This window comes from Rhodospirillaceae bacterium, from assembly GCA_040219235.1.
Lineage (GTDB): Bacteria > Pseudomonadota > Alphaproteobacteria > Rhodospirillales > Rhodospirillaceae > WLXB01.
In genome coordinates, this window is record JAVJSV010000004.1 from 112,605 (window position 1) to 128,219 (window position 15,615).

The 15,615-nt window shown below is 44.5% G+C and carries 12 protein-coding genes and 1 tRNA gene; 9 read left to right on the forward strand and 4 right to left on the reverse strand.

The features are described from left to right. The first annotated feature begins 6 nt into the window (after positions 1 to 6). Both RIC29_01375 and prfB read left to right on the forward strand, forming a co-directional pair. Positions 7 to 741 carry a hypothetical protein gene (locus RIC29_01375; protein ID MEQ8733547.1) on the forward strand — a complete coding sequence of 245 codons (735 nt, stop codon included), beginning with the start codon at positions 7 to 9 and terminating at the stop codon, positions 739 to 741. Between the two features lie 98 nt (positions 742 to 839). Beyond that, positions 840 to 1,956, forward strand: a protein-coding gene (gene prfB / locus RIC29_01380) for a peptide chain release factor 2 (GenBank protein ID MEQ8733548.1) whose coding sequence is annotated in 2 segments (ribosomal slippage) — positions 840 to 908 and positions 910 to 1,956 — 1,116 coding nt in all. Because the reading frame shifts where the segments join, the coding sequence is not laid out codon by codon here. Between the two features lie 29 nt (positions 1,957 to 1,985). Here the strand turns inward: prfB and bcp are convergent. Continuing rightward, complete coding sequence (bcp, locus tag RIC29_01385; protein ID MEQ8733549.1) at positions 1,986 to 2,450, reverse strand: thioredoxin-dependent thiol peroxidase; 465 nt, start codon at positions 2,448 to 2,450, stop codon at positions 1,986 to 1,988. Between the two features lie 17 nt (positions 2,451 to 2,467). Continuing rightward, positions 2,468 to 5,443: a bifunctional [glutamine synthetase] adenylyltransferase/[glutamine synthetase]-adenylyl-L-tyrosine phosphorylase gene (locus RIC29_01390; protein MEQ8733550.1), complete on the reverse strand. Its 2,976-nt coding sequence runs from the start codon at positions 5,441 to 5,443 to the stop codon at positions 2,468 to 2,470. Positions 5,444 to 5,569: 126 nt separating this feature from the next. On the opposite strand from RIC29_01390, the gene RIC29_01395 reads away from it, so the two are divergent. Next, complete coding sequence (locus RIC29_01395; GenBank protein ID MEQ8733551.1) at positions 5,570 to 8,782, forward strand: AsmA-like C-terminal domain-containing protein; 3,213 nt, start codon at positions 5,570 to 5,572, stop codon at positions 8,780 to 8,782. A gap of 54 nt (positions 8,783 to 8,836) precedes the next feature. Here the strand turns inward: RIC29_01395 and tyrS are convergent, their stop codons facing one another. Then, positions 8,837 to 10,096: a tyrosine--tRNA ligase gene (gene tyrS / locus RIC29_01400; protein MEQ8733552.1), complete on the reverse strand. Its 1,260-nt coding sequence runs from the start codon at positions 10,094 to 10,096 to the stop codon at positions 8,837 to 8,839. Between the two features lie 97 nt (positions 10,097 to 10,193). On the opposite strand from tyrS, the gene RIC29_01405 reads away from it, so the two are divergent. After that, positions 10,194 to 11,330: an anhydro-N-acetylmuramic acid kinase gene (locus tag RIC29_01405; protein MEQ8733553.1), complete on the forward strand. Its 1,137-nt coding sequence runs from the start codon at positions 10,194 to 10,196 to the stop codon at positions 11,328 to 11,330. Positions 11,331 to 11,332: 2 nt separating this feature from the next. Here the strand turns inward: RIC29_01405 and RIC29_01410 are convergent, their stop codons facing one another. After that, the gene (locus tag RIC29_01410; protein MEQ8733554.1) at positions 11,333 to 11,992 is read right to left on the reverse strand and encodes an alpha/beta hydrolase; all 660 of its coding nucleotides are present in this window, start codon (positions 11,990 to 11,992) and stop codon (positions 11,333 to 11,335) included. A 191-nt stretch (positions 11,993 to 12,183) separates the two neighbouring features. On the opposite strand from RIC29_01410, the gene RIC29_01415 reads away from it, so the two are divergent. From RIC29_01415 to RIC29_01435, 5 genes are all read left to right on the forward strand, one after another. Continuing rightward, positions 12,184 to 12,660 carry an Rrf2 family transcriptional regulator gene (locus tag RIC29_01415; protein MEQ8733555.1) on the forward strand — a complete coding sequence of 159 codons (477 nt, stop codon included), beginning with the start codon at positions 12,184 to 12,186 and terminating at the stop codon, positions 12,658 to 12,660. A 20-nt stretch (positions 12,661 to 12,680) separates the two neighbouring features. Then, positions 12,681 to 13,784: a cysteine desulfurase family protein gene (locus RIC29_01420; protein ID MEQ8733556.1), complete on the forward strand. Its 1,104-nt coding sequence runs from the start codon at positions 12,681 to 12,683 to the stop codon at positions 13,782 to 13,784. A gap of 46 nt (positions 13,785 to 13,830) precedes the next feature. Next, the gene (locus tag RIC29_01425; GenBank protein MEQ8733557.1) at positions 13,831 to 14,160 is read left to right on the forward strand and encodes a 2Fe-2S iron-sulfur cluster-binding protein; all 330 of its coding nucleotides are present in this window, start codon (positions 13,831 to 13,833) and stop codon (positions 14,158 to 14,160) included. 64 nt (positions 14,161 to 14,224) lie between these two features. After that, the gene (gene mnmA / locus RIC29_01430) at positions 14,225 to 15,394 is read left to right on the forward strand and encodes a tRNA 2-thiouridine(34) synthase MnmA (protein MEQ8733558.1); all 1,170 of its coding nucleotides are present in this window, start codon (positions 14,225 to 14,227) and stop codon (positions 15,392 to 15,394) included. Positions 15,395 to 15,478: 84 nt separating this feature from the next. After that, positions 15,479 to 15,555 (forward strand) — tRNA-Met (locus RIC29_01435). The last annotated feature ends 60 nt before the right edge of the window (positions 15,556 to 15,615 follow it).

Below are 15,615 nucleotides of genomic sequence, written 5' to 3' on the forward strand. Positions count from 1 at the left end.
AATAGAATGACGGCAACCAAGAGGGATTTTAAGGTTATCTACGATATGTTTTCAGCAGCGATAGCGACCAAGTTAGATTGTGGTCGTATATGCGCACCATTGAATGATGGAGTTCCTGTCTGTTGCTCAACCGAGAATGCCATTCCAATCGTAGAAAATGAAGAGTGGAAGTTACTTCAATCAAGAACTGATCTGTGGAAACCTTTTAAGCCTTTTGACAAAGTTTCTAAAAAGATCGTCAAAGAGCTTCCAGATACGGCTTGTGCGGTTGAATGCAAAGGGGCAGCTTTTTGCGAGCGCGACAATAGATCCTTGGCTTGCAGATCATTTCCGTTCTTTCCTTATTTCACTAAAGATGGTGAGTTAATTGGGCTAGCATACTACTGGAGCTTTGAGGACCGCTGCTGGGTTATATCCAATGTACACGTTGCCGATAAGAAGTTTGTTACCGAGATGATTTCTGCCTACGAGTACCTTTTTGAGAAAGATGACGAGCAGTATGAAGCTTACTATGAAGAATCTGCTAAAATGAGGCGCGTCTTTTCCAAAAGAAATCAGCCGATACAGATTGTTGGGCGCAACATGGAATACTTTCTTATTTTACCAAAATCAGGTGGGCGTGTGGTTCCGACAAAGAAGTCTGCTTTTCTACCTACGAAACCATTCACATCTGATAAAGCTTATAAAAAGGCCATAATGGAAGCTGGCGGGGACCCAAGAGGACATCATTTACCAAAGTAATTATTGCAAGTGAATGATGTATACTTTGTAGTTCTCATATTGAGAGAAATCCTTAAAATTTCATTTTTTTGGCCTTTTCTAAAATAGAAGAAATATAAATGCGCGCAGATATTGAAAATGTTGTAACCGAAATTAAGCAGTCAATGATCCTGCTGAGGAGGCATCTTTGACTGGGACAATGCACTACTACGACTAGAGGAGCTTAATGCCAAAGCGGAAGACCCCGAGCTTTGGTCTGACCAGGCTTCGGCTCAAAAAATAATGCGCGAGCGCACACTACTGGATACTTCAATAAAGCAGTATCAAGAGCTTGAGTTAGGGATAGAAGATGCCGCAACCCTCATCGAGCTTGGGGAAGCTGAAGGTGACGACACAGCTATAAAAGACGGCGAGAATTCTCTTGAGAGTCTAAGGTTATTAGCACGTAAACTGGAACTAGAAAGTCTGCTTTCAGGTGAAGCAGATAGTAATGATAGCTACATTGAGATTCATGCCGGTGCTGGAGGCACTGAGGCCCAAGACTGGGCTGAGATGATCTCTAGAATGTACGTTCGTTGGTCAGAGTCTCATGGTTATAAAGTTGAACTCGTTGAAGAAAGTCCCGGAGAAGAAGCTGGCATTAAATCGGCAACATATAAAGTTAGCGGGTTAAATGCGTATGGTTGGCTTAAAACTGAGAGCGGAGTTCACCGGTTGGTCAGAATCTCACCTTACGATTCTTCAGCACGACGACATACAAGCTTTGCATCTGTTTGGGTCTTTCCAGTTATCGACGATACAATTGAGATTGAAATTGATGAAAAAGACTGCCGAATTGATACCTACCGTTCTTCTGGGGCTGGTGGTCAGCATGTTAATAAGACAGACAGCGCTGTCCGCATAACGCACATTCCAACCGGAATCGCTGTTCAGTGCCAGAGCGAGAGGTCACAGCATCAAAACCGCGCGAAGTGCTGGGATATGCTCAGAGCTCGGTTGTATGAGCGCGAACTTAAAGAAAGAGAAGATAAGGCTCAGGCAACGGAGGACTCTAAGTCTGATATAGGATGGGGGCACCAAATAAGATCTTATGTATTGCAGCCATACCAAATGATTAAAGACCTAAGAACAAATGTCGAGACATCTGATACTCAGGGTGTTTTGGATGGTGACTTAGATCAGTTCATGTCTGCTTCGTTAGCAGCTAAAGTTCAGCCGCAGTCTGATAGTCCTTGATTTTTTTAGAAATCCAGCTACGACAACGCTTAAATTTCACTACAGGCACTTAGAACTTCTTCCACATGACCGGGCACTTTTACTTTGCGCCATTCGGCACGGAGGATACCTTTTTCGTCAATGAGAAAGGTGGATCTCTCGATGCCCATATATTTTCGACCATACATATTTTTTTCTTTCCAAACACCATAGTCCTCGCATGTGGCAGTTTCTTCATCAGAAGCGAGTGGAAAGTTTAAATCATATTTAGCGGAAAATTTCTCATGCTTGGAAATTGTATCCTTTGATATACCGATAACTTCTGCACCTGATTTTTTAAACGCACTGATGTTATCCCTGAACCCACACGATTCTTTTGTGCAACCCGGTGTGTCATCTTTGGGATAGAAATATATTATTACCTTCTTTCCGCGTAAGGATTTAAGGCTGATTTTTTTCTTCCCAGTCGCAGGCAGGTTAAAGTCCGGCGCTTTTTTACCAATTTCTGTGGTCATAATTATCACCTCAATTTTTATTCATTTTCGGACGAGCGTGTTTCTTTTATAAAAAAGACATCATTGAAAATAGCTAGTACACCTTCTCTGGTGATGTCGATAAACTTTTCAAGTGCTTCCATTGATGTTTGGTCGGTTTCTTTAAGAAGCCTACGTTGTAAACCGAGAGGCACATCCGACGGACTTGAGGTTGAGCTTAAAGTTAGCCTTAAAAGCCATAGTACTGTGCTCCATAATTTAATAGCTTGGGACAAAGTTATTGTGGCTTTACTATCAAGGAAACCGTGTTTCTCTAATACTGATATGGCTTGAAGAGTTCCGGTTAGCTGTTGGTTACTTAAGTCCTGATAATGTTCCAACACGAGAAATTGCACAATAAACTCGGTATCCATTAATCCACCTGGCATATGTTTTATGTCCCAGGCTCCCTGGTAGGTGTATTTGTCGCGCAAGCGGTTGCGAATGCTTAGAATTTCTTTTGCACGTGTAATCGTGTCTTTGTTATCACTAAGTGCACGGTTTCTAATCTCATTAAATTTTTCTCTGATATGCGATGAGCCATAAATTGCTCGGGTTTTCGTGAGGGCTAGGTGCTCCCAAGTCCAGGCATCATCTAATTGGTATTTTTCAAATGCTTCAATGCTGCTGGCCAAGGGACCTTGATCACCGGACGGTCGAAGGCGGACGTCAATTTCGTAGAGTTGCCCTTCTGACGTTTGTACGGATAGGGATGAGAGAATACGTTGAACCAGCCGAGTGTAGTATGAACTGGCGGGCAGGGTGCGTTCTCCTTTTTTTGAAGCAGACTCATTTGGACATTCATAAAGAAAAACAAGATCTAAATCTGACGTGGGAGTTAACTCCATGCTGGCCAGTTTGCCGTAGGCAATAATAGCGATCTCACCGTGTTCTATAATCCCGAACTTGGGTTCAAATTCGGAGAGTACCTGTGGTGTAAGGCTGCTGATTGTTGCTTCCGCAATATTACTAAGAACAACTGCGCCGTTCATTGGACTTAAAGTGCCACGCAACACTTGAATACCAACACGAAATCTCATGTCGTTTGTCCAACGCCGGCATGTATCTAGTTTTTGCTCAAAGTCGGTGACCGAATTCAGGAGATTGTCTATATCAAGCCCCAGCTCCGTGCGACTAGGAAGAACATCATAGAACTCAGGGTCGAGCACATATTCGAGCCGACTGCTTGATGCCGTAAGATAATCGGCTAACCGAGGAGCATTCCCCATTATTTCAGCAACGAGGTCTAATATTTCTGGGTTTGAGAAAAATACTGAAAATAATTGTACGCCAGATGGCAGCTTCTCTAAAAATTGATCGAACTTGATAAGAGCGCGATCCGGCTGGCTGGTTTTGCTGAACGCAGATATAATGCTTGGAATGAGTTCAGTTAAGATTTGTCTAGCACGGGTGCTCTTTGTTGCTCTATGCCTACCGTGGTGCCATGACCTAACTATTTGTGACACAGCCTCAGTGTTTTTATAGCCTAACTTATCTAGCGTCTCGAGCGTATCTGGATCGTGATCCGTGCCAGTGAACACCAGATTACCATCAATCGTTAAACTCGGCGTCTCTTCAAAAAGTTCAGCATAATGGTGTTCAACGTTTTGCATGTGATATTTAAGATGTTCGACGAAATCGGAATACTCTTGAAAACCAGAAAACGCGGCTAGGCTCTGAGCTTTTACTTTTTCTTTCGGAAGAGTTTGAGTTTGCTCGTCGTTTAACATCTGTAAACGATGCTCTAAATTTCTGAGAAATATATAGGCTTCAGAAAGTTGTTGTGCAGGCTCCACCTGTATTAAATTGCACTCGCGTAGAGCTTCTAAACCATCAAGGGTGCGGGCGCAGCGAACTTCGTGAAGGCGACCGCCCCAAATTAACTGTTGAATTTGCACATAGAATTCAATTTCTCTAATGCCGCCTCGGCCTAGTTTAATGTTGTGGCCTAGAACATCTATGCGCTCACCACCTTTTGTGGCGTATATCTGGCGTTTAATTGAGTGAATGTCTTGAATGGCATAGAAGTCTAGAGATTTCCGCCAGATAAACGGTTCCAACCTGCGTAAAAAATTCTCGCCGGCGACCCTGTCGCCCGCGATAACTCTTGCCTTAATATACGCTGAGCGTTCCCAGTTTTGCCCTAAGCTTTCGTAATATATTTCTGCTGCTTCGGTAGATACTGCAATTGAGGTTGAGGATGGGTCAGGCCGCAAGCGAAGGTCCGTTCTGAACACATAGCCATCTGCAGTGCGTTCATCGAGTATCTTGATTAGTGTTTTGGTGAGCTTGACGATACATTCTTGTATTGATTTCGTGCCCCGATAAGGAACGCCATCAAGGTCGTAAAATACAATCAAGTCTATATCAGACGAGTAGTTTAGTTCACCAGCTCCTAGCTTGCCGAGAGCAAGTACGAATACTCCAGTCTCTTCTGAGGACATTATCGGATTGGAAAGCTCGATGTTTCCATTGCTTTGTTCTGAACGGAGCAAAAAATCAAGGGCATTGGATACGCAAGAATCGGCAAATTCCGATAGAGCTTTTGTGACGTCTTGGAGGCCCCAAAGCGTTGCAATATCACATATACCTATATGCAGCGCAGCCCTGACTTTTTGCGTTCTTAAATAAGTCATCAACGAGCCGATACTGCCTTCATAGGTGTGCAGTTCATTCTGGAGATCAGCCATAAAATGCAGCCATGCTTGATCAGGACCCAGGTCAAGTATTCGATTTATGCACACTGGGTGGTTTATGGCAGCATTTGATAGGTAAGGGCTATGGCTGAATAAACTTACGAAGAGGTCAGAAAGCGTGATATCTGATCCGAATCCTATGATATGATCTTCTCTGAAATTTATTTTTGGCTTTGCCTCTGTTGCCCATTTATTAAGAAATCTCTCTCCCATGCTATTATTTACGGGAACAGGCAAACCCATGCTGTTTGTGTGCGCTAACAATGAACTCTTGCTCATTTCTCCTAACCTGCTTTCAACTTACATTTAGATGGATAGCTGATTATAATCTATTCATCAGCCCGAATACTCGCGCTTAGAGCAATCAGATAATAAGCGTTTCTCGAATAACTATGGAATCGTGAATTGGTCCACGGCGCAGTCCATTCGCTTCTAAAGGCGATTGTAGCAATTTTCAGCATACTACTGTGCGGCCTCGCGTTCCTTGTTTGGCGTTTGTCGGTTGGTCCGGTTGAAATAGATTTTATAGCACCCTATTTGGCTGAAGCTTTAAGTTCTGAGCAGCGCGGTTACATATTCGATGTTCGCGGTGCCTATGTCGAGTGGGATGGATTCAACTCTCCCCCGCTGGTCACAATCCTCAATGTTACAGCAGCACAAAGTGATGGCTCAATATTAGCTTCGTTTCCAGAGATGAAAGTGGCTTTGAGTATAAAGTCTATTCTCGACGGAACACCTTACCCGAAAGAAGTGATTTTGGAGAAACCTACTCTTAGGTTTTCTCGCCAAGATGATGGACAGGTTCTACTTGGCTTAGAACCCTTGAATTTCAGTAATAGCGTGCAAGGTGAAAGCGATAGTGTAGACGCAGATAGTAAATCCAAAGCGCCTATAGACTCAGAAAGCGAGCTGCTAAATGCTGTCGTAATTGCACTCTCGGACCCAGCGCTTTCTAACAGTCGTGTAGTGTACTTAAGTCGCGTGCAGATACGTGATGCGACTATAGAGTTCGTAGATCAGGCATCCGGGACAGAGTGGATTATTCCGTCGGGAATGCTGGCGATCGAGCGTAGCGATGATGGACTGCAACTCGAAATAGAATTGCCTTATACGACTGACGGTAGAGCATCTGCACTTAACGGTAGCGGAACGTTTAATAAGGCTAAGGAATTATTGTCTCTGAAATTAGATTTTGATGGGATTCGACCGTCAGCTTTTTCAACGCTCACACCATTGTTAAGTGTGCTAAACGGCGCTGATCTGAATATTGATGGAACGTTAGAGTTAGACGTTGAGATCAGGAAAGCCTTACCCGTGCTGGTAGAAGCTAGGCTGGCGGTGGCACGAGGTCAGGGGGAACTCGCTCTTCCTTTACCGATCGGGAGATCCTACCCCGTAAATGAATTCAGTCTGCGGGCGTTCGCTGGTAGTGGTTTAAGATCATTCTCTATAGAGGATTTCGCGGTGTCTATAGCAAATGATGGGCCAACTGCTAAAGGATCACTTCAGGGAGGCTGGGTTGAGGATGCGCCGAAGATTTCTGCGAATCTGCAGATTAACGAAGTGACCTTGAAAGATATTCAGCGTTACTGGCCACAAGATATTAAACCGAATACACGCAGTTGGATTGCGACTAATCTTAATGGTGGAACAGTGAGCGCAGCCAATTTTGATATAGAGGCCGGTGGAACTTCGTTAGAGACTGTCGCAGTAAAGGAATTGTTCGGTACGGCGGATATTAAAGATGTAGATGTCACATATCTTCGGCAAATGCCTGCTGTTCGTAAAGTTTCTGGAGCAATGACACTCACGACATCCGAAGTTACGATCGATATCGCTTCGGGGTATGTGAACGAAACTATTACAGGAGAAAATCTCGAAGTTAATGATGGACGTGTGAGGCTTCACGGACTTGATAGCGAAGCTCATGCTGCAGATATTGACATCAGAGTAAGCGGTCAAATCTCAGATGCCGTGTCACTTATTGATAACCCGCCCCTAAAATACGCGAAACGTCTAGGACTAGCAGCTGAGGTCGTTTCTGGAAGCACAGAACTCCTGTTGAGTATTGATTTTCCTTTAATAAAGGAAGTCACTCTCGCGGATGTTGAAGTGAATGCGACTGCATCACTACAAAATATAAAAATAGAGAAGTCGGCATTTGGTATAGCTGTTGAATCCGGACAATTTACTTTAGCCGTTGATAACTTGGGCATGGATATTGTTGGTACTGGATCGTTAAATGGTGTTCGTTCTGGCGTTACTTGGCGTGAGAATTTCAGTGGTGAGAGTTTCCGGCGGCAGTACGCTCTAGATGCGATTATGGAAAGCCAGCAGTTGTCTGTTACGGGGCTTGCTCCAACTCTTATTGCACCACAATTTATCAATGGTCCTATCAGAACGGAGGTTATTTATACGGTTAACCGGGACGAAAGAGAGACACTTATCATTGAGGCTGATTTGGGACTAGCAGAGTTGCATATCCCATATCTAAATTGGAGCAAGGCTCCAAACATACCAGCCTTATTTAACGCTGAAGCAAACATTTCTGATGGCAAATTGATTTCAATTCAACGCTTTCAAGTTAGGTCTGACGAATCAGATTTGGCGTTGAGCGGTCGTTTAGATTTTCAGAACAATGGAGTAATTCAATCGTTACGGCTTGATCGCAGCAAGATTGGCCTAAGCGAGCTCGAGCTGATCGCTAACAATTTGGACAATGAAGTTATTGAAATTGAAGCGCGCGGTCCATTTTTAGATGGTCGTGCTTTTTGGCAGTCATTTACGCAAAGTAACCGCACGAGAAGTCTCGCAGGCTCAAGTGTTAAGGAAGCAAAAACCGCATTCAGGTTTAGAGGGCAAATTGAAAACGTGTTGCTCTCAGAAAACAGCCCGATTTCTAATGTGACCTCGGAGATTGAACAGTCAGTTACAGGGTTGACGATCATAAAAATTGAAGGTGTTTTGGAGAACAATAAAAATTTTGTATTTGATCTATCTCCTTCTGGGCAAGAGAGAGTATTTACCACCAGCAGTACTGATAGTGGTGCTCTATTTAAGGCTCTAGGCTTAAGTCAGAATGTTGTAGGTGGTGATCTTTCGCTTGCTGGGACCATACAAGTAAATGGTTCTATTAATGGAACTCTGGGCATTAAGACCTTCAAAATTAAAGATGCCCCTATACTTGCGAGACTTCTTTCAGTTGCATCACTAACGGGTATTGTTGATGAGCTACAGGGAGATGGCTTATCTTTTTCCAGATTGAACGCTCCCTTCAACTACTCCGACCAGAAATTGGAAATTAACAATGGTGCGATGTATGGAACTTCTATTGGCCTCACAACTGCAGGACAATACGATGTTGCCAATAATACGCTTACCGCTAATGGAACTATAGTTCCAGCTTATGCCCTTAACAGTGCGCTTGGATCAATACCATTGATCGGACCAATGCTAACTGGAGGAGAAGAGGACGGAGGAATATTCGCTGCTACCTACGCGATACGCGGGCAAGCCGATGGTACAGAGATTACCGTTAATCCACTTGCCACTTTAACGCCTGGGTTTTTAAGGGGGATTTTCTCAGTATTCGATCCGCCGCAAGCTGCAAATAACTAGATAATGCTCTCCTAATTGACGTGCAGCAGTCGTCAACAAATTAACTCAAGTTGATTAATTGAGGATAATAACGGCATGGCGCTTTTTTCCGGCTGATAGTTTTATTGATCCGTCGACTAGATCTTCTTGAGTAAGTAACCTTGTATCGTCATCAATGGGTTGCCCATTTATCCTTGCGCCGCCGCCTTGTATGAGTCGTCTGGCCTCTCCGTTTGAAATGCATAGGCCAGATTTTTTCAAAGCGTCGATAAGCGATACTTTTTCAGATAGCTCTTCATTGGATAAGGTTACAGTAGGAAGTTCTCTTCCTGTGCCGCCAGATTCGAACGTCTCTTGAGAGGTGTTTTGCGCTAATTCGGCAGCGTCTTTTCCATGAAGTATAAGCGTGGTTTCGTAGGCGAGAATTTTTTTTGCTTCGTTTATTTCTCCACCTTTAAGTTTCTCAAGGCGCTCTATCTCTTCTAGCGGAAGCTCAGTGAAGAGTCTCAAGAATCGTCCTACATCTGGGTCTTCGGTATTACGCCAATACTGATAGTATTCATATGAACTCAGTTTCTCATCGTTCAGCCAAACAGCTCCAGCAGCTGTTTTCCCCATTTTTGCTCCGGATGAAGTTGTGATCAAAGGGCACGTCAGACCAAAGAGTTCAGCACCAAGTGTTCTGCGGCCCAGGTCAACGCCATTTACGATATTGCCCCATTGGTCAGAACCACCCGTTTGCAGTAGGCAGCCATATTTCCGATGCAATTCTGTAAAGTCATAGGACTGCAAAATCATGTAATTGAATTCTAAAAAAGTAAGTGGTTGTTCTCTGTCAAGGCGAAGGCGCACGCTGTCCATCGTTAACATGCGGTTGATTGTAAAATGTGGTCCTATATCGCGTAAAAACGGAATATACTCAAGCTTATCCAGCCACTCTGCATTATTGACAAGAATGGCATCCGTTTCGCCAGTTCCAAAAGATATCAGTCGTTCAAATGTTTTCTTAATTGAAGCAATGTTGCTATTGATCTCTATTTCAGTAAGCAACTGGCGGGTTTCATCTTTACCGGACGGGTCTCCAACTTTTGTCGTTCCCCCACCAACCAAAGCTATGGGTTTATGACCTGTTTTCTGGATCCACCTCAGAATCATAATTGGCAATAGGTGGCCGACATGCAAACTATCAGCTGTTGCATCAAACCCATTATAGGCAGTTACAACTTGCTTAGCGGCGAGTTCGTCTAATTTGTTAATGTCCGTGCACTGATGAATAAAACCTCGTGACTGCAAGACACTAAGGAGTTCCGAACGGCTTGATGAATCGGACGTCATGGCCGAATATCCATTGAGTAATTAGTATGAATGAAGCAGTAAATGTAGCCTAATCGCTATTCGCCGTGGATATCACGGGCTTTCTAAGAGGGCAACGATGAACCTTAAAAGCACGACACGCCCACTTGTTGCGATTGGACTGATGAGCGGAACTTCTTTGGATGGAGTTGATGCTGCGCTTATTGAAACGGATGGAGAATCAATCACAACCATTGGGCCTGCCCTGACAGTACCCTATCTTGATCCCTTTCGAAAGAAGTTGAAAGAGGCAGTTGAAATTGCTGGTGCCACTAACACGGAATCCGGGGACGACGCGCTTGCAGGTGAACTGACCCGTATCCACATAGATATTATTCGAGAGCTGTTAAGCTATGAGCAGCCTTCAAGTAAGTGGGCTCGGCCTGACCTGATTGGTTTTCATGGCCATACTGTTCTTCATCGGCCTGAGCAAAAAATAACGCAACAAATCGGCAACCCAGCAAAACTCGCGAATGATATTGGAGTCCCAGTAGTCTACGATTTTAGAAGTAACGATGTTGTCAATGGGGGGCAGGGGGCACCGCTTGCCCCGGTCTATCACGCAGCTTTATTGCATAATGAGGAAAAACCTATTGCAGTCGTTAATATTGGTGGGATCGCAAATGTAACATGGTTAGGGGAGTCTAATCATGAAGTCATTGCGTTTGATACTGGACCTGGCAATGCTCTGATGGACGCTTGGGTGGAGAAATGCACTGGTGAACGCTTCGATAATAATGGCTCTCTTGCTGCAAACGGGGCAATTGATCAGAAAGCCTTAACTCAACTTCTTGAAAATTCTTATTTCAAGTTAGGATATCCAAAGAGTCTGGATAGGTCTGACTTTTCTATAAAACCAATAATTGGTTTAAGCCCTGCTGATGGAACGGCGACTCTCTGTGCATTTACAGCGCAGTCTATTATTTCTTCTTTTAGCCTTTGCCCCAAACTTCCAAAAAAGCTTTATGTGACAGGAGGCGGTCGCCACAATGAAACCCTCATGGCGGGGATATCTGCCAGAAGCCATTGCTCTGTAGAAAAAATCGACTCAGTCGGAGTCAATGGTGATGATCTAGAAGCGCAGGCTTTCGCATTCATGGCTGTTAGATCGGTAAGAGGTCTACCCCTCTCATTTAAGGGGACGACAGGCGTGAGTGAACCGCTTACGGGAGGGAAATTGATTGAGCCCGATTTACCAACGGGTAAACTTTGTTAAACTTAGGTATTTCCCTGTGCCTTTAAGGCGTCTCTCGCATCTAAATAGGTGTCAACTGACGTTGATAATTGATCCATATGATCTTTGAAGAAGTGGTTTGCGCCCTTTATCAAGTTGTAGTCGACGGTAATATTCTTTTGCAATGCTAGTTTATTGCAGAGTTTCTCTACCGAGGGTTCAGGAACAACATCATCATTTGTGCCCTGCACAATTAGTCCGGATGATGGACAAGGTGCTAAGAAGGAAAAGTCATACATGTTGGCGGGCGGTGCTATTGATATGAAACCTTCTACTTCTGGGCGTCTCATCAGCAACTGCATCCCAATCCATGCACCGAATGAAAAACCAGCGACCCAGCATGCACTGGCGTTGGGCTTAATGGATTGCATCCAATCAAGAGCACCAGCAGCGTCAGATAATTCGCCGGTTCCGTTGTCAAACTCGCCTTGAGATCGACCAACACCTCGGAAGTTAAATCTCAGTACCGAATAACCACGTCGCACAAATATGTAATACAGATTGTATACGATCTTGTTATTCATCGTCCCGCCGTGTTGTGGATGGGGGTGAAGAATAATGGCTAAGGGGGATTTTGGATCTTCAGCATGATGGTATCGCCCTTCAAGACGACCTTCTGGCCCGTTGATAATAATTTCTGGCATTTTTAATCCGTTGATTTGCTGACTTCCTGGTCAGCGAAAGAAAGGGTGTTAGACCTTATTTACGTAAAACTATACCCAGATGCAAAAGCGATTTCGCATCAAAGCCGATAAATAACTTATGACAGAACACCTAACCGATTGGAATTAAAATATAAAAATCGATGATCCGAAGTAAAATCTAAGCCGTACAAATGTTAATTGTAACGCAAAATCGGATTTTTGACGTGAAACCAACTACAAAAGCTGAATTAGCACTGAATGGCATGGTCGAGTTGGCTCTTAGACGCCCACAAAAGCCGTTAGCTCTGGCTGTTTTGGCAGAAAAACAGTCTATCTCGCTATCATATCTTGAACAGGTTTTTGCATCTCTTCGCAAGAGTGGTTTAGTTGTAAGTGTGCGTGGTCCTGGTGGAGGATACCTTCTATCCCGTTCTGCGGACAGCATTTCAACAGGAGAGATTATTTCTGCTTTGGATGAGAAACAGCCTTATGTTTCTCCCGATGTAATGCCTCTTGGGAGCTCATCAGACTCTACCAAGGCTTTCTGGGATGCAATGAGCGCTAAAGTTTTAACAGTCTTTAATGGGGTGTCTCTTCAAGACGTTGTGGATGGCAGAGTCGGTTATGATCAAATACCTGCTGAATCTGCACCACGAGCTGCTGAGTAGGTGCTAGAAGTGGGATTGTTATGGCAATCCCAAATCAAAGAAAATACCTAGATTACAACGCGACTGCTCCGGTACGTCCTGAAGTAATAGAATCTATATCCATGGCGCTTGCCATTACGGGTAATCCTTCTTCTATCCATCAAGATGGTCGCTTATCCAAGGCGATAATAGAAGATGCAAGAGATCAGGTGGGGCAAATGATCGGCGTGGCCCCTTCTGCAGTTACGTTTTGCTCTGGTGCTACAGAAGCAAATTCAACGATTATACTAGGGCTTAAATATGCTGGCCTTGTTAAGGAAATTTTTTGTTCATCAATAGAGCATCCCTCGATTCTTGAACTCGTTCCTACAAGAAATCATATTCCAGTGCACCCGACAGGAGAGCTTTCACTCGAGGCACTCCGGGAGACACTTTCATCTATTAATTCACCATTTCTATTTTGCTTAATGACTGCAAACAATGAAACTGGTGTGATCCAGCCAACACGCGAGGCGATTGATATCGTCCATTATCGCGGCGGTTTGATATTATGTGATTCTGTACAGGGGCCAGGAAAACTGAGCCAGAACAGTTTGCCAATAGAGGCAGATTTTTTAACTTTTTCAGCACATAAAATCGGTGGGCCTCAAGGGGTTGGCTGTTTTGTTAGTAATGTGTCCCAGCAGCTCAAGCCGCTCATTATCGGGGGCGGACAAGAACGCTCTATGCGCGCAGGAACTGAGAACGTTTCCGGCATTGCCGGGTTTGGAACAGCCGCTCAGCTTGTGAACGCACAGTCCAATTTGATGGCGATTGAAGATTTACGTAACAGGTTAGAAGCCAAAATCCGCGAGATGCGCCCTGATGCAGTGATTTTTGGCGAAGATAGACCGCGGTTACCAAATACCACATGTGTGGCCCTTGAGGGGATGAGTAACGAGCGGCAGATTATTAAACTTGATCTTAGCGGTTATTCAGTAAGCGCCGGAGCGGCTTGCTCGTCCGGAAAAGTTGCGACAAGTCACGTTCTAAAGGCGATGTCAGTCAATGAAAGTCTCGCTGGGTCTGCTATCCGTATCAGCATTGGTCAAAATACTGCCTGGTCTGAGTTAGAGGCGTTTTTAAACGTTTGGGCAGAGCTCTGAACGTCTAGAGTTGTACTTTCATTATATCTGCTCGTGGAGTTTTTTAGTGATTGAAGTTACTTTTATTTTTTCATCAGGAGAAAAAGCAGCTTTACAATGTGAAGTGGGGCAAACTTTGTTAGATGTTGCCCGAGCAAATGACCTTTCTATTGAAGGTGCGTGCGAAGGTGCGATGGCTTGCTCCACATGCCATGTCATCGTATCAGCTGAATGGTTTGATGCGCTCCAAGACCCATCAGAGGAAGAGCAGGATATGCTGGACTTGACACACGGATTAACAAGAACTTCCCGGCTAGGATGCCAAATCAGGTTAACTCCAAACCTTAATGGGTTGCTCGTTTCACTCCCTAATGAAACACACAATATGCTAGGATAAAGGGGTCTCATGATATCAATGTGGTGTTGCAGTTATTTGAGTGCTGGGATATATGCCGCCTGTTATGAATAACCTTCTTACAAATTCTCTCAAGTCTAAAAAAAGAGTTGCTGTCGCGATGTCTGGCGGAGTGGATAGCTCGGTTGCTGCGGCACTTTTGGTTGAGCAGGGTTATGATGTTATTGGGCTGACCATGCAACTGTATGATCATGGGCTGGCTACCTCAAAATCCAAAACCTGCTGTGCCGGCCAAGACATTCATGATGCGAGACGGGTCGCACAAAAGCTAGGCATTCCTCATTACGTATTAGACTATGAAAAGCGCTTTGAGGCCGATGTCATTGTTCCGTTTGCTGAGGCTTATCAGAAAGGTGAGACACCTATACCCTGTGTCCTTTGTAATCAGACCGTTAAGTTTAGGGATTTAATTGCAGCAGCAAAAGATATTGGCGCTGAAGCCCTGGCGACGGGCCATTATATTCGAAGAGTTGACCAAGAGCGTGCCATTATCATGCGTCGTGCGATTGATCTAAGCAAAGATCAATCTTACTTTTTGTTCGCAACAACAAAGGATCAACTCGAGTATCTCAGGTTTCCGATAGGTGAGTTGACGAAAGCTGAGACGCGACGACTAGCGGAAAAATATGACCTCAGTATTGCTTCAAAACCGGATAGCCAGGATATTTGTTTCGTGCCGACTGGTAGTTACACAGATATTATTGAGAAATTCGTTCCGAGTGAGCCCTCAAAAGGTCGATTCAAGCATATTGATGGTCGTGATTTAGGACCGCATGACGGCATTGGTCACTACACAGTTGGTCAACGCAGAGGGTTGAGGCTCGGCGGAGAAGAGACCCCTATTTACGTTATCTCGATCAGTCCTGAAGACAGCACCGTTGTCGTTGGACCAAGAGAGGCTCTTGCCAAAACAGAGGTGACGCTCCGAGATTTAAACTGGTTATCCATAGAAGGTGGACATTTACAGACTTCACAAGACATTTTAGCTCGAGTCAGGAATACCCATGAACCTGTTCCAGCAACGTTAGATTTCAATATGTTAGAGAAATCAGCGACGGTTAAGTTTAAGGAACCGCTCTATGGTGTTTCTCCTGGTCAGGCTTGCGTAATTTATGACGGAGACCAGATTCTGGGGGGCGGATGGATTAAAGCAGACCAAAAAACTGACTTTCTTCCACTCAACAAGCGCTTAGAAGTCGGGGCGCTGCCCGCCTAGGTGGCTGCAATAAACGGCTGATTTTGCACCAGTGTTTGACAATAGACCAGGTCAACGCTAATAAATCGCCGCCTCAAAGGGTGTGGCGGAGTAGCTCAGTTGGTTAGAGCAGTGGAATCATAATCCATGTGTCGGGAGTTCAAATCTCTCCTCCGCTACCACTTTTCTGCAAATTTATGGGCGGTTTATTTGGGACCGTCTTGGTCTATTTGAGCCCATTT